This window comes from Actinoplanes subtropicus, assembly GCF_000721705.1.
Taxonomy (GTDB): domain Bacteria; phylum Actinomycetota; class Actinomycetes; order Mycobacteriales; family Micromonosporaceae; genus Actinoplanes; species Actinoplanes subtropicus.
This window is the reverse complement of record NZ_JOJL01000023.1, coordinates 37,014-52,984: the sequence shown is the minus strand read 5'-3', so window position 1 is coordinate 52,984 and position 15,971 is coordinate 37,014. Positions and strand designations below refer to the sequence as shown.

General features: G+C 70.8%; 8 protein-coding genes. 1 reads left to right on the top strand and 7 read right to left on the bottom strand.

Annotated elements, in window-relative coordinates; translation table 11 throughout:
* Positions 1 to 16: 16 nt before the first annotated feature.
* The 4 genes from biuH to IH26_RS0130275 all read right to left on the bottom strand — a co-directional run bounded on the left by biuH (position 17) and on the right by IH26_RS0130275 (position 2,443).
* On the bottom strand, positions 17 to 709 hold the full coding sequence (biuH, locus tag IH26_RS0130290) for a biuret amidohydrolase (RefSeq protein WP_030439668.1): 693 nt from the start codon (positions 707 to 709) through the stop codon (positions 17 to 19).
* A gap of 155 nt (positions 710 to 864) precedes the next feature.
* On the bottom strand, positions 865 to 1,500 hold the full coding sequence (locus tag IH26_RS0130285) for a GntR family transcriptional regulator (RefSeq protein ID WP_030439667.1): 636 nt from the start codon (positions 1,498 to 1,500) through the stop codon (positions 865 to 867).
* Positions 1,501 to 1,604: 104 nt separating this feature from the next.
* Entirely contained in the window at positions 1,605 to 2,126 is a 522-nt protein-coding gene (locus IH26_RS0130280; protein WP_030439666.1) for an SRPBCC domain-containing protein, read from the bottom strand.
* The gene (locus IH26_RS0130275; protein ID WP_030439665.1) at positions 2,123 to 2,443 is read right to left on the bottom strand and encodes an ArsR/SmtB family transcription factor; all 321 of its coding nucleotides are present in this window, start codon (positions 2,441 to 2,443) and stop codon (positions 2,123 to 2,125) included. Before IH26_RS0130275 ends, IH26_RS0130280 begins: the two co-directional genes overlap by 4 nt.
* 399 nt (positions 2,444 to 2,842) lie before the next feature.
* Between IH26_RS0130275 and IH26_RS0130270 the strand changes: the two genes are divergently transcribed.
* Positions 2,843 to 5,137 carry an ATP-binding protein gene (locus IH26_RS0130270; RefSeq protein WP_030439664.1) on the top strand — a complete coding sequence of 765 codons (2,295 nt, stop codon included), beginning with the start codon at positions 2,843 to 2,845 and terminating at the stop codon, positions 5,135 to 5,137.
* An 86-nt stretch (positions 5,138 to 5,223) separates the two neighbouring features.
* Here IH26_RS0130270 and IH26_RS0130265 read toward each other — a convergent pair whose 3' ends face one another.
* The 3 genes from IH26_RS0130265 to IH26_RS0130255 all read right to left on the bottom strand — a co-directional run bounded on the left by IH26_RS0130265 (position 5,224) and on the right by IH26_RS0130255 (position 15,801).
* Complete coding sequence (locus IH26_RS0130265; RefSeq protein WP_030439663.1) at positions 5,224 to 7,641, bottom strand: putative bifunctional diguanylate cyclase/phosphodiesterase; 2,418 nt, start codon at positions 7,639 to 7,641, stop codon at positions 5,224 to 5,226.
* A gap of 65 nt (positions 7,642 to 7,706) precedes the next feature.
* Positions 7,707 to 9,416 (bottom strand): S8 family serine peptidase, encoded by a 1,710-nt coding sequence (locus IH26_RS64020; RefSeq protein ID WP_281179801.1) that lies wholly within the window; start codon positions 9,414 to 9,416, stop codon positions 7,707 to 7,709.
* Between the two features lie 202 nt (positions 9,417 to 9,618).
* The gene (locus IH26_RS0130255) at positions 9,619 to 15,801 is read right to left on the bottom strand and encodes a LamG-like jellyroll fold domain-containing protein (RefSeq protein ID WP_157437459.1); all 6,183 of its coding nucleotides are present in this window, start codon (positions 15,799 to 15,801) and stop codon (positions 9,619 to 9,621) included.
* Positions 15,802 to 15,971 lie beyond the last annotated feature (170 nt).

Here is a 15,971-nt window from a genome sequence, read left to right as displayed (position 1 = left end):
GCGTAGATGGTCGGCATCACGCCTCCGTCGCCGCGATGACGTCGTCCGAGGTGGCGACGCAGCCGAAGACCCCGCCCTGCATGGTCACCATGTGCAGCGCCGCCGCGTGGTTGCCCGGGTCGGTCGCGCCGGTGCAGTCGCTGAGGATCAGGCACTCGTACCCGCGGTCGTTGGCCTCGCGCATGGTCGTGTGCACGCAGACATCCGTGGTGATGCCCGTCAGGATCAAGTGCGAGATTCCGTGTGTACGGAGTACCAGGTCCAGATTCGTGGCATAGAAGGCACCCTTGCCCGGCTTGTCGATCACCACCTCACCGGCGACCGGTGCGACCTCGGGCACGATCTCCCAGCCCGGCTCGCCGCGGACCAGGATCCGCCCGCACGGCCCGTCCCCGCCGATCTCGGCGCCGATCCGGGCCGAGCGCCATCGCTTGTTGGCCGGCAGGTCGGACAGGTCCGGGTCATGTCCCTCGCGGGTGTGGATAACGAGCATGCCCAGGTCCCGGGCGTGCGCCAGCAGCTTCGCGGTGGCCGGCAGCCCGGCCCGGGTCAGCTCGATGTCGTAGCCCATCGAGTCGACGTAACCGCCCTTGCCGCAGAAGTCGGTCTGCCAGTCGATGCAGATCAGCGCCGTCCTCGCCACCGGCGCGGCGCCGTCGAACGGCCATGGGTAGGGGTCGGCCTGCACCGGCCCGATCGTCGCGGTCATCGATTCGCTCCTCACGTCCGTGAGCCCATGTCGTCGATTGTCGACAGTTTGGTTTCGGCGGAGGCTTCACTTTGTAACGCGACAGTTTCGCTACGTCAGATTCGTTCGACGCGACGGTTCGCCAGGTCGGATTCGCTTCTTGACGCGACGGATCGTCAGGTCAGATACGCGCGGGCGCCGTGCTCGCCGAGCGCGGCCCGGACGGCGTCGGCGTCGCCGCTCTCCACCGCCGCGAACAGCCGCTCGTGGCGGTGCACGCCGTCCTCGGCGCGGGCGATCTCGGCCTCGCGGCGCATGTTCACCGCCATGTAGAGCTGGATGCGCACCAGGATCGACTCGTACAGGTCGGTGAGCTGGCGGTTGCCGCTCAGGCGGACGACCTCGGTGTGGAAGCGGCGGTGCGCGTTCGCGAGCTCGAGCCGGTCGTCGGTCTCGGTGGCCTTCCGCATGACGTCGAGGGCGGACCGCAGCCCGGTCAGGTCGGGCCCGGGCGGCATGGTGGCGATCGCGTGCCGCTCGAGGACGTCGCGCACCTCGTACAGCTCGCGGACGTCGTCGTCGGACAGCGTGGCCACCCGCGCGCCGCGGCGGGGGATGTGCTCGACCAGCCCCTGCTGGGCGAGCAGCCGCATGGCCTCGCGCAGCGGCGCCCGGCTGATCCCCAGCCGGCGGGTCAGCTGCTCCTCGACGAGTCGTTCGCCGGGATCGGTCCGCCCGCTGAGGATGTCGCGCCGGAGCCGGTCGACGGCAAGCTCGACGAGACTGTAGGCCGCCAACTCTTCGTGGCTCACCCTTGTCAGTCTGCCAGCCCGTCTCGGAGACCCCTGGGGTCCCTACCCGTTCCGGCCCTCCCCGAGGCAGGGCCGGAACGGGTCGGGCCGGAACGGGTGCGGTGTCACTCGGCGAAGTTCTTGCCGGTCTCGAGGAACGTCTTGAGGTCGCTGAGGATCCAGGCCCAGCCGCCGCCGGCCCCGCTGTCCTCGGTGCCCGCCACCATCGCCGCCGTGGCCGGCGCGCCGGCCAGCTCGTGCGTGACGGTCAGCTTGCAGACGCCGGGCTGCATCTTGGCGTCCTCGATCTCGAAGGTGAGCGTGCTGAACGGCTCGCCCGCGGTGGCCGGGTCCATCAGCATCCGCCAGGTCTGCACCAGGCGCCGCGGCGGCTCGGACTCGAGCACCTCGCCGTCGAGAATCGTGTCCGGGATCTCGAAGCCGCCCGCCTTCGCGAAGGCCTTCATGTCCTCGGTGGCGGCCGCGTGGAACGAGCCGCCCTTCGTCAACTCGTAGTAACTGGGCGCCTGGTACGCGTACCGGCGGTTCCACTCCGGGTCGGTGATCGCGGCCCAGATCCGCTCGGGGGTCGCCTTGATCCAGACCCGGTAGACCTGGGTGGTCAGAGCGGCCGTTGTGTCCGTCATGTCTCTTCCTCCAGAGTGTGCTTGAGATCGACGAGGGTCGTGACGTGGTGCTCGGTGTACTTGTCGATCCACCGGTCGTGGATCAGCCGGATCGGCACGGGATTGAGAAAGTGCAGCTTCTCCCGGCCCGACCGGCGCGTGACGACGAGACCCGCCTCCTCGAGCACCCGCAGGTGCTTGGCGACCCCGAAGCGTGTCATCGCCAACTCGGACTCCAGCTCGCCGAGGGTGCGGCCGTCACGCTCGAAGAGCAGGTCAAGCAGGAAACGGCGGCTCGGGTCGGCCAGCGCCTTGAACACCCGGTCGTCGTCATCCATGACGCAAAGTTATGTGACCAAAAGGTCACATGTCAAGCCCGCTCCTCATCGCCCTCCGTGACCACACGCTGATCCCCCGGTCAGATTTAAGAGACCGCTAATAGACGCGCATCGAAGACGGGCGTTACGTTCAAGCCCGGAATCACAGACGGCACAGCGCCGGGTGGCGGCCCGGCGCTGTGCCCCTAATTCCGTTCGTCATCGGCCGCGCACGTGGTGCCGCCCGGCGACTCCTATGTGGTCTTGGGCCGGGCCCGCCCGGAAGCCGGAGTCGGGGATGTTGGTGCAGTCGCCGGCCCTGGCACGCCGGGGACCTGTCTGGCGCTCGTACGATATGGGCTTGGTTTTGATACGCCGCGTCCGAACTGCCCGCTCTCGTTGCCGCGTACCGTGCGGTGAGTGAGCGAGCAACCGCGCAGAGGCAACCTTCCGGTGCACGCGGCCGGCTTCGTCGGCCGCCGGCGCGAGGTGGCCGAAGTCCGGCGGCTGCTCGGCGCCAACCGGCTCGTGACGATCACCGGCGTGGGCGGGGTCGGCAAGACCCGGCTGGCGATCGAGGCGGCGGCGCGGACCCGCGGCCTGCCCGACGGAATTTGGCTGGCCGATCTGACCGTCGTCGCCGGGCCGGACCTGGTCGCCGCGACGCTGAAGGACACGTTCGGGTTGGCGGACCGATCCGCCCGGTCGGCGCTGTCCCCCCTGGTGGACTTCCTGGAGGACAAGGAGCTGCTGCTCGTCCTGGACAACTGCGAACAGCTCATCGACAGCTGCGCCGCGATCGTCGCGAAACTGCAGGCGGCCGCGCGCGGCATCGTTGTTCTGGCGACCAGCCGGCAACCCCTGCGGGTGACCGGCGAGCAGGTGTTCACCCTCGAGCCCCTCGCCACGCCCGATCCCGAGTCGTCGCCGTCGGGTGACCTGACCGAGTACGAGTCGGTGCGACTGTTCGTCGACCGGGCGCGCGCCGTGGTCCCCGGATTCGCGGTCACCGATGGCAACCGGGCAGCGGTGGCCGCGGTGTGCCGGCGGCTGGACGGCATCCCCCTGGCGATCGAGTTGGCCGCGGCGCGGCTGCCGGCCCTGTCGGTACAGCAGATCCTGGCCCGGCTGGACGACCGGTTCCGGCTGCTGACCGGCGGGCCGCGCACCGCACCGGACCGGCAGCGCACCCTGGCCTACACCCTGACCTGGAGCTATGACCTGTGCACACCGAACGAGCGGGCGCTGTGGGCCCGCGCGTCGGTCTTCGCCGACTTCGACCTGCCCGCCGCTGAGGCCGTCTGCATCGGCGACGGCATCAACCAGCACGAGGTCTTCGAGCTCGTGGCCGGGCTGCTGGACAAGTCGGTCCTGTCCCGGGCGGACGGGGCCGGCGTCACCGCGCGGTACCGGATGCTGGAGACCGTGCGGCAATACGGGCGGCAGCGACTGGCCGAATCCGCCCGCACGGACCGGGTGCAGCGGCGGCATCGGGCGTACTTCCGGGACCTGGCCGTCCGCGCCGAGGCCGAACGCGTGTCCCCGCACGAGGTGTACTGGTTGCAGCAGCTACTCCGGGAGCTGCCCAACCTGCGCCTGGCCATCCAGTCCGGGCTCACCGACCCGGGCGGCGCCCATGACGCCCTGCGGATCGCGGTCGCGGTGCAGGACCTGTGGATCGGCGCCGGCCGCTACCGGGAGGGACAACGCTGGCTGACCCGCGCGCTCGCCGCCGATCGACAACCCACTCCCGTGCGAGCGCAGGCCCTCGCCCTGGCCGGATTCCTGACCACTCTGCTCGGCGACCCGGCGGCCGGCCAGCGTCTGCTGGACGAAGCACAGACGCTTTCCGACCGTACGGGTGACCCGGCCACCCGCGCGATCGTGACCATGCACCGCTCCGGCCAGGTCCTGCTCACCCGCCCCGACGGACTGGCCGACGGCCACGCCCTGACCGAGCGGGCGCTCACCGACGCCCTGATCGCCGGTGACCTGCGCACCCAGAGCCTCTGCCACCTCAACAGCGCCACCACCCTGGCGTTCCTCGGCGACCCGCGGGCCCTCGACCACGCCGAACAGGTCCGCGAGCTCGGCGCGGACCACGGCGCTCAGTGGACCGAAGCGTGGGGCCGCCTCCAACTCGCCCTGGTCCGCTGGCACCGCGGCGAACCGCAACCGGCGGCAACCCTGGCCGGCGAGGCGCTGCCGCTGCTGCGCGCCGTGCACGACTCGTGGGGCGCCGGCGCGGCCCTCTCCGTCCTCGCCTGGGGCGCTGCCCGCGACGGCCGGCACCGCTACGCCGCGCGGCTACTCGGCGCCTGCCAGGCCATCCGCGGCGGCGAAGGCACCCCGCTCGCCGAACTCGGCGCCTTCGCCGCCCACCACGACCAGTGCACCCGCGAGACCCGCGCAGCGCTCGGCGCGGCCGGCTACACCACCGCCGTCGACCAAGGCACCCACTTCACCCTCGACGAAGCCATCGACTACGCCCTCGGCGCGACGACCACACCGCGGACCACCGCCGATCCGACCGGGCTGACCCGGCGCGAGCAGGAGATCGCCGCCCTCATCGCCGAGGGCCTGACGAACCGGGAGATCGCCGCCCGACTGGTCATCTCGCAGCGCACCGTGGAGTCCCACATCGAGCACATCCTCGCCAAACTCGGCTTCACCACCCGAACCCACATCGCCGCCTGGATCGCCGGACGCCGCTGACCACAGCGGCCCGCTGTACTGCCGGCGCCGAGTGCCTCGGCCGGACCGCATCGGCTCGTCGACACCGGCGGGCCGGAGCCCGGCTGTCATGCGGTCAGAGCCGCCTGAGCGGCCAGCCAGGCGGTGAAGTCCTCCGGCGGCAGCGGCCGGGACAGGTAGAAGCCCTGGACCGCGTCGCAGGCCGCGGCCCGCAGGTAGTCGAGCTCCTCCGGTGTCTCCACGCCCTCGGCCACGACCTGCAGGCCGAGGGCCCGGCCGAGGTGCAGAGCCGCTTCGGTGACCGCCCGCCGGCCAGGCTGCGCGAGGAGATCCCGGACGAAACTCTTGTCGATCTTGATCTCGTCGATCGCCAGGTCGGCGAGCCGCCCCAGCGATGAGTGCCCGGTGCCGAAGTCGTCGATGGAGAGCTTCACGCCGATGTCCCGGAGTGTCGCCAAGGTGGCGGCGCTGCGAACCGGATCCGCCATGATGCCGGTCTCGGTGATCTCCAGGATCAACGCGGCCGCCGGCAGCCCGCGCCGGAGCAGCGCGTCCCGGACGTCGCCGGCGAGCGCCGGGTCGGCCAGCATTTGCGGGGACACGTTCACGGCGACGGTCAGGTCGTGACCGTCCCGTCGCCACCCGGCGCAGGCCGCCAGGGCGGTGTCCAGCACGTGCCGGGTGAGCGGGCGGATCAGGCCGGACCGCTCGGCCAGCGGGATGAACTCGTCCGGCGGCACCGTCCCGTCGGGGCGGAACCAGCGGCTGAGTGCCTCGGCGCCGAGCACCCGGCCGGACGCCGGGTCGAGCTTGGGCTGGTAGGCCACCTCGATCGTGCGGTGCTCGACAGCGGTTCGCAGGTCGGCCAGCATGGCCAGGCGGCGCGGCGTGTTCCGGTCGTCCTCGGCCTGGTAGACACGGACGCCGGAACGGGCGTGCTTGGCCGCGTACATCGCCACATCGGCGCGCTGCAGCAACCGGTCGGGGTCGGTGCCGTGTGCCGGGGCGACGCAGACGCCCACGCTGGCGGGGGTGGTCACCGTGAGGTCGGCGACCTCGATCAGCTCGGCCACGGCGCGGTGCAGCTCGTGGGCGATCTCGAGCACGTCCTCACGGTTCCTGACGGCCGGGATGACCAGGCCGAACTCGTCGCCGCCCAGCCGGGCGACGGTGGCCCGGCCGCCGAACCGATCGTTGATCCGCCGGCCGATCTCGCACAGCACGCGGTCGCCGACCGCGTGGCCGAGCGCGTCGTTGATCTCCTGGAACCGGTCCAGGTCGAGGAGCAGCACGCCGACGACGTGGCCTTCGTGCGCCTCGCCGAGGGCCGCGGCGAGCGCGTCCAGCAGGCTGAGACGGTTCGGCAGGCCGGTGAGGACGTCGTGCAGGCCGATGTGGCGCAGCCGGTCGAGCAGTCGTGCGTTGGTGAGGGCCACGCCGGCGTGTGCGGCGAGCGCCTCCAGCAACCGCAGGTGCTCGCCCGTGTGGGTCGTGCCAGGCAGCGTGCCGGTAACCACGAGCGCGCCGGCGGCGTCGTCCAGCGCGACCGGCACCGCCATCCCGGTGGCCGGCAGCAGCACGGCGTTCCCCTCCAGGGCCGGCCGCCACCAGCCGGCCTCGCCAACGTCAAGATCATTCATTTCGTACGCGTCGGCGCCGCTCAGCCGGATCCGGACCGGGTCGGCGCCATCGGCCAGCACCAGTTCGGCGGTCTCGGCCCGGACCAGGTCGCGTACCTGGCTGAGCACCAGGCGGCACACCTGCTCGGCGTCCGGCGAGCCGCCCAGCGTACGGGTGAAGCGGTAGACCGCCTCGACTTGAGCGTGCCCCTGGGTCTGTTGGGCGTAGCTGCGGAACACCCGGTAGACGGTGAACGCCACCACCGCGAGCAGGACGAACGCCGGCCACGCCTCCCGCACCACGATCGCGGTGACCAGCCCCAGCGCGGTGGTGACCAGCACGAACGGCAGCTGCAGCAGCTCCCGGGCATCGTCGACGGCCAGCCGCCGCCATCGCAGGCTGTCGTCGTGGATCGCGATCACCGCGGAGATGGCCACGATCGAGATCAGGTCGGCCGTGAACGTCCCCGCGAAGGTGCCGGCCCACCCCCGTGGGCCGAGCGGGTCCGACGATCCGGCCAGCAGCCGCAGCCCGAGCGCCGCCACGGTCACCTGGGTGAGGTAGAGCGCCAGGTTGAAGGCCAGCTTGCCGCCGCGCTGCCGCCGGAAGACGGTGAGGCCGATCAGTCCGCCGCCGAGCCGGGCGAGCGCCACGATTCCCGGCGGGAGCAGCATCAACCCGACGACGGTGGGGATCTCGCTGAGGCTCAGGGTGTGCGAGCCACGGCGTACCGGCAGCAGCACGACGAATCGCTCGCCCAGCGCGAAGAGCACCGTGAGGACGACCGCGAGGGCCACGTGCCGGCCGGCGACTGCCGCGGACCCGCCGAGCCAGGCGCCCTGCAACACCACCGAGCCGGCCGCCAGCAGGGCGGTCAGCCCGGTGACACGAGCCTTAGCTGTCATGACTGCACCCCCTCCCGGTGACCGGCTCCCGTCCAGTCGGCCGCCGGGAGGCGCAGCTGAGGTGTTCAGGTCCAGGCGCGGCCGGTCCACGCCCGGCCCAGCCACGTGCCGCTGGTCCAGGCCCGGCCGGCCCAGCCCGCCGCGGTCCAGGCCCGGCCGGTCCAGTTCGATCCGGTCCAGGGCCGCCCGGCCCAGTTCGTCCCGGTCCAGGGGGCGATGTTCCAGGTGAGCGTCGTCCACGAGGTGCCGGTGTACGCGGTGCCCGCCCAGACGTTGCCGTTCCAGGTGCCGCCCGTCCACTGGGTGCTCTGGGCGGCGCCCTTGGTCCAGGTGGCCGGGTTCCAGGGGGCCCCGAAGATGTCCTTCTCCCCGGTCAGCGTCGTGCCGCTGGTGGCGTCGACAACGTGCGACGTCCCCCGGGAGGCTTCCAGGCTGCCGAGACCGGTGGCCGCCGGGAAGGACTGGGTGGCCTTCTTCGGCGTGCTCAAGGTGACTGCCGACGAGAGGTCGACCTCGCCGGCGCCGGCGGCGATCGGGTCGGAGCCGAGCGGGTCGGCCGACTCCATCAGAAGGTTCTTGACCTGGTCCGGGGTGAGCGTCGGCGCGTACTGCAGCAACAGCGCCACCTCGCCGGACACCACCGCGGTGGCCTGCGACGTGCCGCTGCCGCGGAAGAACTGGTTGCCCACCCGCGCGGCCGGATAGTTCGTGTCGATGTACGAGCCCGGGTCGCGCAGCGAGACCACCGACCGGCCGGCGGCCAGCACGTCGGCGTGCCGGGCGGCGCTGCCCCGGGTGGAGAAGGTGGCGACGCTGTCGTCGGCGCGCGTCTCGGTGCCGTTGGTGTCGGCGGCGCCCACCGCGATCACGTACGGATTGGCGGCCGGCATGGACACCCGGGACGCCGTCGGCCCGTCGTTGCCGACCGCCACCACCACGACGATGCCCTTCTTCCAGGCGGTCTCCACCGCGAACGACAGCGGGTCGAGCAGCTCGCTCTGCGTCGTGTCGGTGCCGAACGAGAGGTTGAGCACCCGGATGTGGAGACCCTTGTCGTTGCGGTGCTGCACCACCCAGTCGATCGCCGCGAGCACCTGGGAGACGTCGGCGGCGCCGTCGGCCGCCGCCACCTTGAGGCTGATCAGATTGGCGCCCGGGGCGATGCCCTCGAAGCCGGACGCCGGGTCGTTTCCGGCGATGATCCCGGCCATGTGCGTGCCGTGCCCGTAGGTGTCGGTGTCCGCCAGGCCCGGGGTCTGCGACTCGAACGACAGGTCCGGCCCGTTGACCACCTTGCCCGGCTGGTTGAGCCCGGCGACCGGGGCCACACCCGAGTCGATCAGCGCGACGCCGACGCCGGCGCCGGTCAGGGCGATGGTGTTGGCCTTCTTGCCGCCGGCGCCCTTCTTGACGGTGACCACCGTCGAGTTGGCGCCGCCGGTGTCGAGCCACGTGTCCGCTTTCATCCGGACCGTCCCGTCCGAGGTGACCTCGGCGACGCCGGGCGACTGCCGCAGCGACGTGAGCGAACCGGCCGGCACCTGCCCGGCGAAGCCCGAGATCAGCGAGAGCTCCCGCTCGACCGTCCCGCCGGCCCGCCGGACGAACGCCTCGGCCCGCGACTGGGCGGCCGCGGAGCCGGTCCGTACGATGACCGCGGTCATCGGCCCGCCGCCCACCGACGCCGGTGCCGCGATCGCCGGGGTCGCCGCCGCACTGGTCAGCCCCACGGCCGCGATCAGACCACTCAGTCCCGCCCACATCTTGCCCGCCACATTCACTCCTCGACCCACGGTCGCTCTGATCACGACGTGCGCCGCCCATCGACCGGCGATCCCCGGACCTGAGCGAAATCCGTACGACTTTCCGGCGGGCCGTTGAACCCCGAGGCGCCGCCCGGGCGTGGCGGTCGCTCCGGCGCTGCCCGGAGGCGGTGACGGGCGAAACCCCGTCACCACCTCCGGGTGCCATCCCCTCTCAGACCGCGGATCCGAAGGTCAACTGGTCGTTCATCAGCAGGTTGACGTCGTCGGCGTCGATGGCCCCCTGGAAGGCGTAGACGTCGTCGATGTCGCCGGTGACCGACTGGGTGGCGGTGCCGTTCCACCAGGCTTGGCCGACCGTGAACTTGCCGGTGGCGTTCCACTGGGGTGAAGGCACCGGCGTCGGGTTGGCCGCCGCCGCCCCGTTCACATAGAGCGTCGCCTGACCGGTCACGGCGTCGTAGACGCCGGCCAGGTGGGTCCAGGTGCCGACGGCCGCCGGTCTGGTGTCGGCGGCCGCCACGGTCGCCGGGTTGTTCGTGTCCGTTGCCGGCAGGACGAACTGCCAGCAGGCGCAGGCGGCGGCGAACTTCAGCTGGAATCCGCTGGAGTGGGCGCCGGCCTGGCTGATCACGGTGGCGTCCGCGGTGGATCCGGTGAGCTTGATCCAGCCGGCCACGGTGAAGGACTGATCGGTCTCCAGCCGCGCCGTGGTGGTCACCGAGCCGGTGCCGTCCAGATGGATCGAGCCCATGTCGTCGAAGCCGGCGCTGTCCCCGGTCGTGCCGGGGTGACCGGCGAAGTTCCAGGTGACGCCGCCGGTGAAGGTTCCGTCGGCGCCGTAGTTGCCGGAATCGGGGACCGTGGTGGAACGGCTCTGGTCCTCGAACTGCCAGTTGACCATCGGGTCGTGGTCCTGTGCCTGGGCCTCGATCTCGGGTGCGCTGAGGGTGCGGAACCAGACGTTCACGTCGGCGAGGCTGCCGGCGAACCATTCGGTGCCACGTCCGATCCAGGTCGAGCCCTGGGCGTCGTTGAACGGGGTGACGTCGGTCTGCATGCCGTCGGAGTCGCCGTTGACGTAGAGGTCGATGCGTTGGGCGTCGCTGTCGTAGGTGGCCGCCAGGTGGGTCCACTCTCCGGTTCGGGGCTTGCTCTGGGCTTCGGCCTGGAACACGGTGACCGCGTTGCCGGCGGCGGCCGAGGGCATCGAGGCCAGCCAGGAGTCGTCGGCCTTGTTGTACTGCAGGGTGAAGGACGGATTCCCGGTCGTGCTGGTCTTGGCGAAGAAGGTGTGGTCGGCGTTCTTGTCCGCGAGTTTCACCCACATCGACACCGTGAAGCTCTTGCCGGTGTTCAGCGGCAGCCCGGTGTCGGCGTAGCCGCTGGTGCCGTTGAACGTGGCCGATCCGTGCTGGACGTCGCGCCCGGCGCCCCAGGTGACCCCGGTCAGGGTGGCGTCGTGCGGGACCGGTTTGGCCGCGGTGCCGGTACCGGTCGGGCTGGTGTCGACCGCGGTCGTGCCGCTCTGGTCGTTGAAGGCCCACTGCGCGACCGGGTAGGTCGTGTCGGACGGTGCGGCGTTGCCGGCGGTGCCGTCGTCGCTGCTGTCCGAATCTTGCAGGTAGCGGCCGGCGAGGGCCTGGTAGTACAGGTCGTTCGGGGCGCCGTTGGTGAGGTCGTCCGGATCGACGGTGGCGGTCGTGGGGGTGCCGTCGGCGGACACCGCGGAGGCGAAGTCGATGACCCCGTCGGCGTATCCGGCCATCGGCGCGCCGCCGGTGCCGCCGAGCAGGTAGGCGTTCACCGCCTCGCGAGCGGTTTCCTGGTCGGCGGTGTGCGCGCCGGTGAACGGTGGCAACGTCGCCACGTACACCTTTGTCGTCCGGGTCGGGGTGGGTAGGTCGACGGCGTAGTTGAGCGCGTCGTCGGGCTGGTATTGCTGCAGTTGCGAGGCCATGGCGACCAGCCGCGCCTCGACGCCGGTCGCGCAGCTGTCCGGTGTTCCGGTGCAGGCCAGCAGGTCGTTCCCGCCGATCGAGAGCAGCGCGATGCGTACGTCGGTCTGCGCGAGGATCTCCCGGTCGACCACGCCGCGGGCGTTGACCGGCAGCGGCGAGTAGGTGATCTGTGGCAGCAGGGCGTTGGCCGCCGAACTGCCGAGGTCCAGCAGGCCGGCGGTCATCGGGTAGGACGTCCCGGTGTCGTCGGTCGACAACGCCGTCGCCAGCGCGTCGGTGAACCCGCCCTGGTCGGATGCGGTGTCCGAGTTGATGGTCTGGTCGCCGTAGAGCGCGATCGCGCCGGCCGGAGCGGCGGCCGGGGTGCTGACGTCGACCGCGGACAGCAGCGGAATGCCGGTCATCGCCGAGAGGGTGAACGGCTGCCCGTCGCTGTTCGAGGCGTAGTCGGTGGCGTCGTCGGCCGGACTGGTGTAGACCACCTGCCGCCCCAGGTTGTGCCCGGGCACGTCGGCGTAAAGGTCGGCCAACTGGATGCTGACCAGGATGGTGCCGTGGTCCGGCACGGCCAGGCTGACCGGGTCGCTGACCATGTCGCCGCCGGCCGGCAGAAGTGCCGAGCTGGAGCTGCCGCCCCAGGTGAGCGGGATGGGTGTCCCGGTGGTCGCCGCACCCGAGGACTGCACGGCAACCGTGGCGTCGTCGACGGCGACCCACTGCTCTTCGCCGGCGAGCTGCCGCATGTTCGCCAGGTGCACCCGCAGCTTGCCGCCGTGCTCCGTGCCCATGCTCAGGCGGGCCGGGATACGCAAGGTCTGGCGGCGCACCGGCGCGCTCTGCGTGCTCCCGCCGACCGTCTGCTGCACGCCGTTGACGTCCGGGGCGGCCGCCCAGCTGCCGACGAACCGGTCGCCGTTCACGCTCGAGGTCGGCCGCACGCCGAGGCCGAGCACGTGGTAACCGAGGGCGTTGCCGTCCACCGCGTCGGAGACCACCGGCAGCGTGATCAGCGAGACCGCACTGCCCGGGCAGACCAGCGGCACACTGATCGCGGTCACCCGCATGCTGCGTGATTCGGTGGTGCCGTCGGCGCGGTTGCGGTGGTCGAACGTCAGCACCGCGTCCTGCTGCGGGGTGAACGCCCAGTCCGGTGCCGAGTCGATGGTGTAGCTCTGGCTGGTCACGCTGCAGCCGCTGCCGGGGGCGTAGGTGATCCGCCCGGTGGCGCCCTTGGTGTCGCCGTTGACCGACCAGCCCACCAGCACCAGCGCGTTGCCCTTGTTCGGCATCCAGTTCGGAACGGTGATGTACTGGCCGTCGGAGAGCATGTTGTCGTTGTTGCCGGAGCCCATCGTGCTCGGCAGGACGATGGTCGTGCCGTCGACCCGGATCGCCCGGCCGGGGTTCCACCCCGCGGTCACGAAGTTGTCCTTGTCGAGGCTGTAGCCCCCGCCGTCGGCGTCGGCCGCGGTGAAGACCGGCGAGCCGCTGGGCGTACGGCTGCTGATGCCCTTGTTGTTGAGGCAGGCCGAGGTGTCGGCGAGGCTGCAGCTGAGCATCGGCGCGAGCCGGAGCACGTCGATGCCGGCCTGGTAACCGCCCGACTTGGCGTTGGTGCCGATCTGCTTGAGCGTCACCGTGTGCACGCCTTGGGCGAGGATCAGCGGGCTTTTCGCGCCGTCCTCGATGATGCCGAAGTCCACGTAATGGGTGGTGTTCGGCGAGCTGTACGCGTCGAAGCCGGTCAGCAGCGCGGTCTGGCTGGGCTGCCCCTGGTCCAACGTCAACGAGTAGGTCCCGTAGTCGCTGGCCGTGGTCAGGTTGGCGCCGATGTCCCAGACCCCGGCGTGCGGCAGGTCGAACGAGAGCGTCATCGTGTCGCCGTTGACGACCTTGGAGGTGCTGCTCAGGTTGCCCAGCATCACCTGGTAGCCGTCGGCGAAATAGTAGCCCGAGTAGTTCGGCTGGGTGCCGATCCCACCGGTCCTGGTGGTCGTCGTCGCGGCGGGCACGACGGTGGTGGTGCCGTCGTCGTTGGTCGCGGTCCACCCGGTGTACATCTTGTCGCCGTAGGCGTAGGTCGGGGTCGTCCGGCCGGCGTTGAACACGTACGTCGTCTGTGGCGAGGTCGAGCCGGCCTGGTCGACGGACTTGGCGAAGATCCGGTGGGCGCCGGGCGATCCGGGGGCGAAGCTGACGCCCGCGGAGCCGTTGACGGCCACCGTGCCGGTGCCGTTGCCGTTGTCGGCCTTGGCGTAGTAGACGGTGCCGGCCTTGATCGCGGTGCCGGCGGCCCAGGCGGTGCCCTTGGTGCCGGCGTAGGTGACGTTGCTCAGGTCACCGTCCATCGAGAACAGATAGCCGACCACGTTGTCCGACCGGTCGTTGCTCAGCGCGAACGTGCCGGGGTCGCTGTACTTCGCGCCGACCTGGTTCTCCGGGAACTGGGTCGATTTGATGAAGGGCTGCTTCGGCGCTTTGGTGTCGATGGTGAACTTGTGGACGGGCCCCCACCCCGTCGACCACAGGCCGTCCTGGTTCTTGGCGGCAACGATCCAGGTGTAGTCGCCGTCCGGCAGCTTCGGGGTCACGGTCCAGGACGAGCCGTGCACGCTGTACTTGTCCGCGGCGGGCCCGTACCCGTAGGCGACCAGCTTGCCGGTCTTGTCGAGCACGTGATAGTCGACCATCACGTTGCGTACGACACCGTTCGGGAATTTGTTCGACGCGGTCCACGACAATGTCGGCGTCCCGGTGGTGGTTAGCGTCCGGCCCTGGTCGAGGACCGAGGGGAAGACGTGCTGCTTGCCGTCGTCGGGGTCGATGGTCGGCCGGTAGCTGTAGTTGACCGACAGCCGGGCACCGCCCTTGTAGCCCAGCTGCTTCCAGCTGTACTTGTCGTTCTCGTTCGTCGCCATCGCCAGGAAGTTGGTGGTGGCCGCCTTGGCGTTCGCCGCGGCGGTGACCTGGTTCGTCACGGTGAACTTGAAGGTGGGCGGGGTGACGTGTGCCTTCGAGGATCCGCAGCTGAGCTCCTCGCTGTTCTGGGTGCCCTGCAACGTCCCCCGGGAGGGCTGGTGGGACCAGGACAGGTGGGAGGAGTCCCAGCCGGAGATCGAACCGGCCGCGTAGACCGACATCGCGGTGTTGCCGCAGGAGGCGGCCCACCGGTTGGTGATGTAGAGGTAGGCGTTCTGGATGATCGCGCCTTTGATGCCGGAGGTGTTCATCTGGTAGTAGGTGCGAGCCGTCTCGCCGGCGCCGCCGTCGGCCGGCCAGTCGTCCAGACCGACCCGGGCGCTGTTGGCGCCGGTGGTCGCGGTCGAGTTGTAGACGTTCCACCCGTTGCTGGAGATCCGGGCCCACTTCATCTGGCTCGGGTTACCGGTCCAGGCCGACCAGTCCGGATCGACGTACACCGGGAACCGCGTGGTCTTGGCGGTCAGCAGACCCTGGTCCAGGGTGAGCGTCTGCCGCCCGGATCCCACGCCGATCTTCACCTCGGCGCGATGGCCGCCCGGCGACTCCGCGTCCCCGGCCGGTGCCTTGGTGGCCGGCGCGATCGCCGCGTTGTCCGCCGCCGGACTGCTGTCCCACATCAGGGCCGTGCCGGCCTGGAACACCTTTCCCCCGCTGAGAGCGTCCGTGGCTTCGGCACCTCCGCCCGGCAACTGCGCGATCTTCACTCGCGTCCCGGTCAGACCCAGATTCAGCTTCTGTACGTCAGTGTTAGCGGCCGCCTGAGCCGTCTTCACCACGAACACCGACGAATAGCCGGTGGCGCTGGCCGTGACCCGCAGGTCGACCCCCGGCAACACCTCGGCATACGTCGCGGAGGAACCCGCGACGGCCGGCTTCGGCAACGCCTTGTCCCAGGTGAAATGCAGCGCGTCGGCACCGTTGTGCATCGTGACTAGGCTGTGGTCGCCGCCGCCGCCGAACGACACCGAGGTGAGCGCGGCCTTCGGCCCGTACGTGCCGTCGGCGTGCCGGACCAGGCTGGTGTCGACCGGAACCCATTTGTCGTTCCGCCGAACCCGATCCGGGCTGCTCGAGTAGATCGTGGTCAACGACCCGTTCGGGTTCGCCGTGGTGGTCGAGTACTCATCGGTGAGAGCACCGACCGGTGTGCGCCGGCCGGTCTTCGCCGCCCGGGCGAGCGCCGACGTGATCGAGGCGGCCTGGGTCGTGGTGCTCCCGGCCTTGCCGGCCTTCGAAGCCCTGCCCTGGCTGGGCGATTTCTCGGTAGGCGGTGCTCCGGGCGGGGAAGATGGCAACGCGGGATGGTCCGGGTTGGCGGTCGCCGACGGGGCGGGGACCGGCGTCGCGAGGGCGGGCGCCGCGAGCCCGAGGGATCCCGTGGTCGTCAGCGCCACGACGGCGGTCGCCCGAAGCAACCCCCGTGTTCGTCGGCGGGCGGGCAGGTGTGGGGTCATCAGGCCGAGCCACCTCTCATCGGTACGTGAGATCCGGTTACGTGGCGCCATTGTGCGTCAACGGAGGGTTGTCCTCGACCCCGATCGGCCGGGGGAGCGGCATCCATGCCCGGCGATGTCAAACCGTGATCTTCAAGCCTGTCTATCCAGAGTGGGCAGGGCGGACAGAG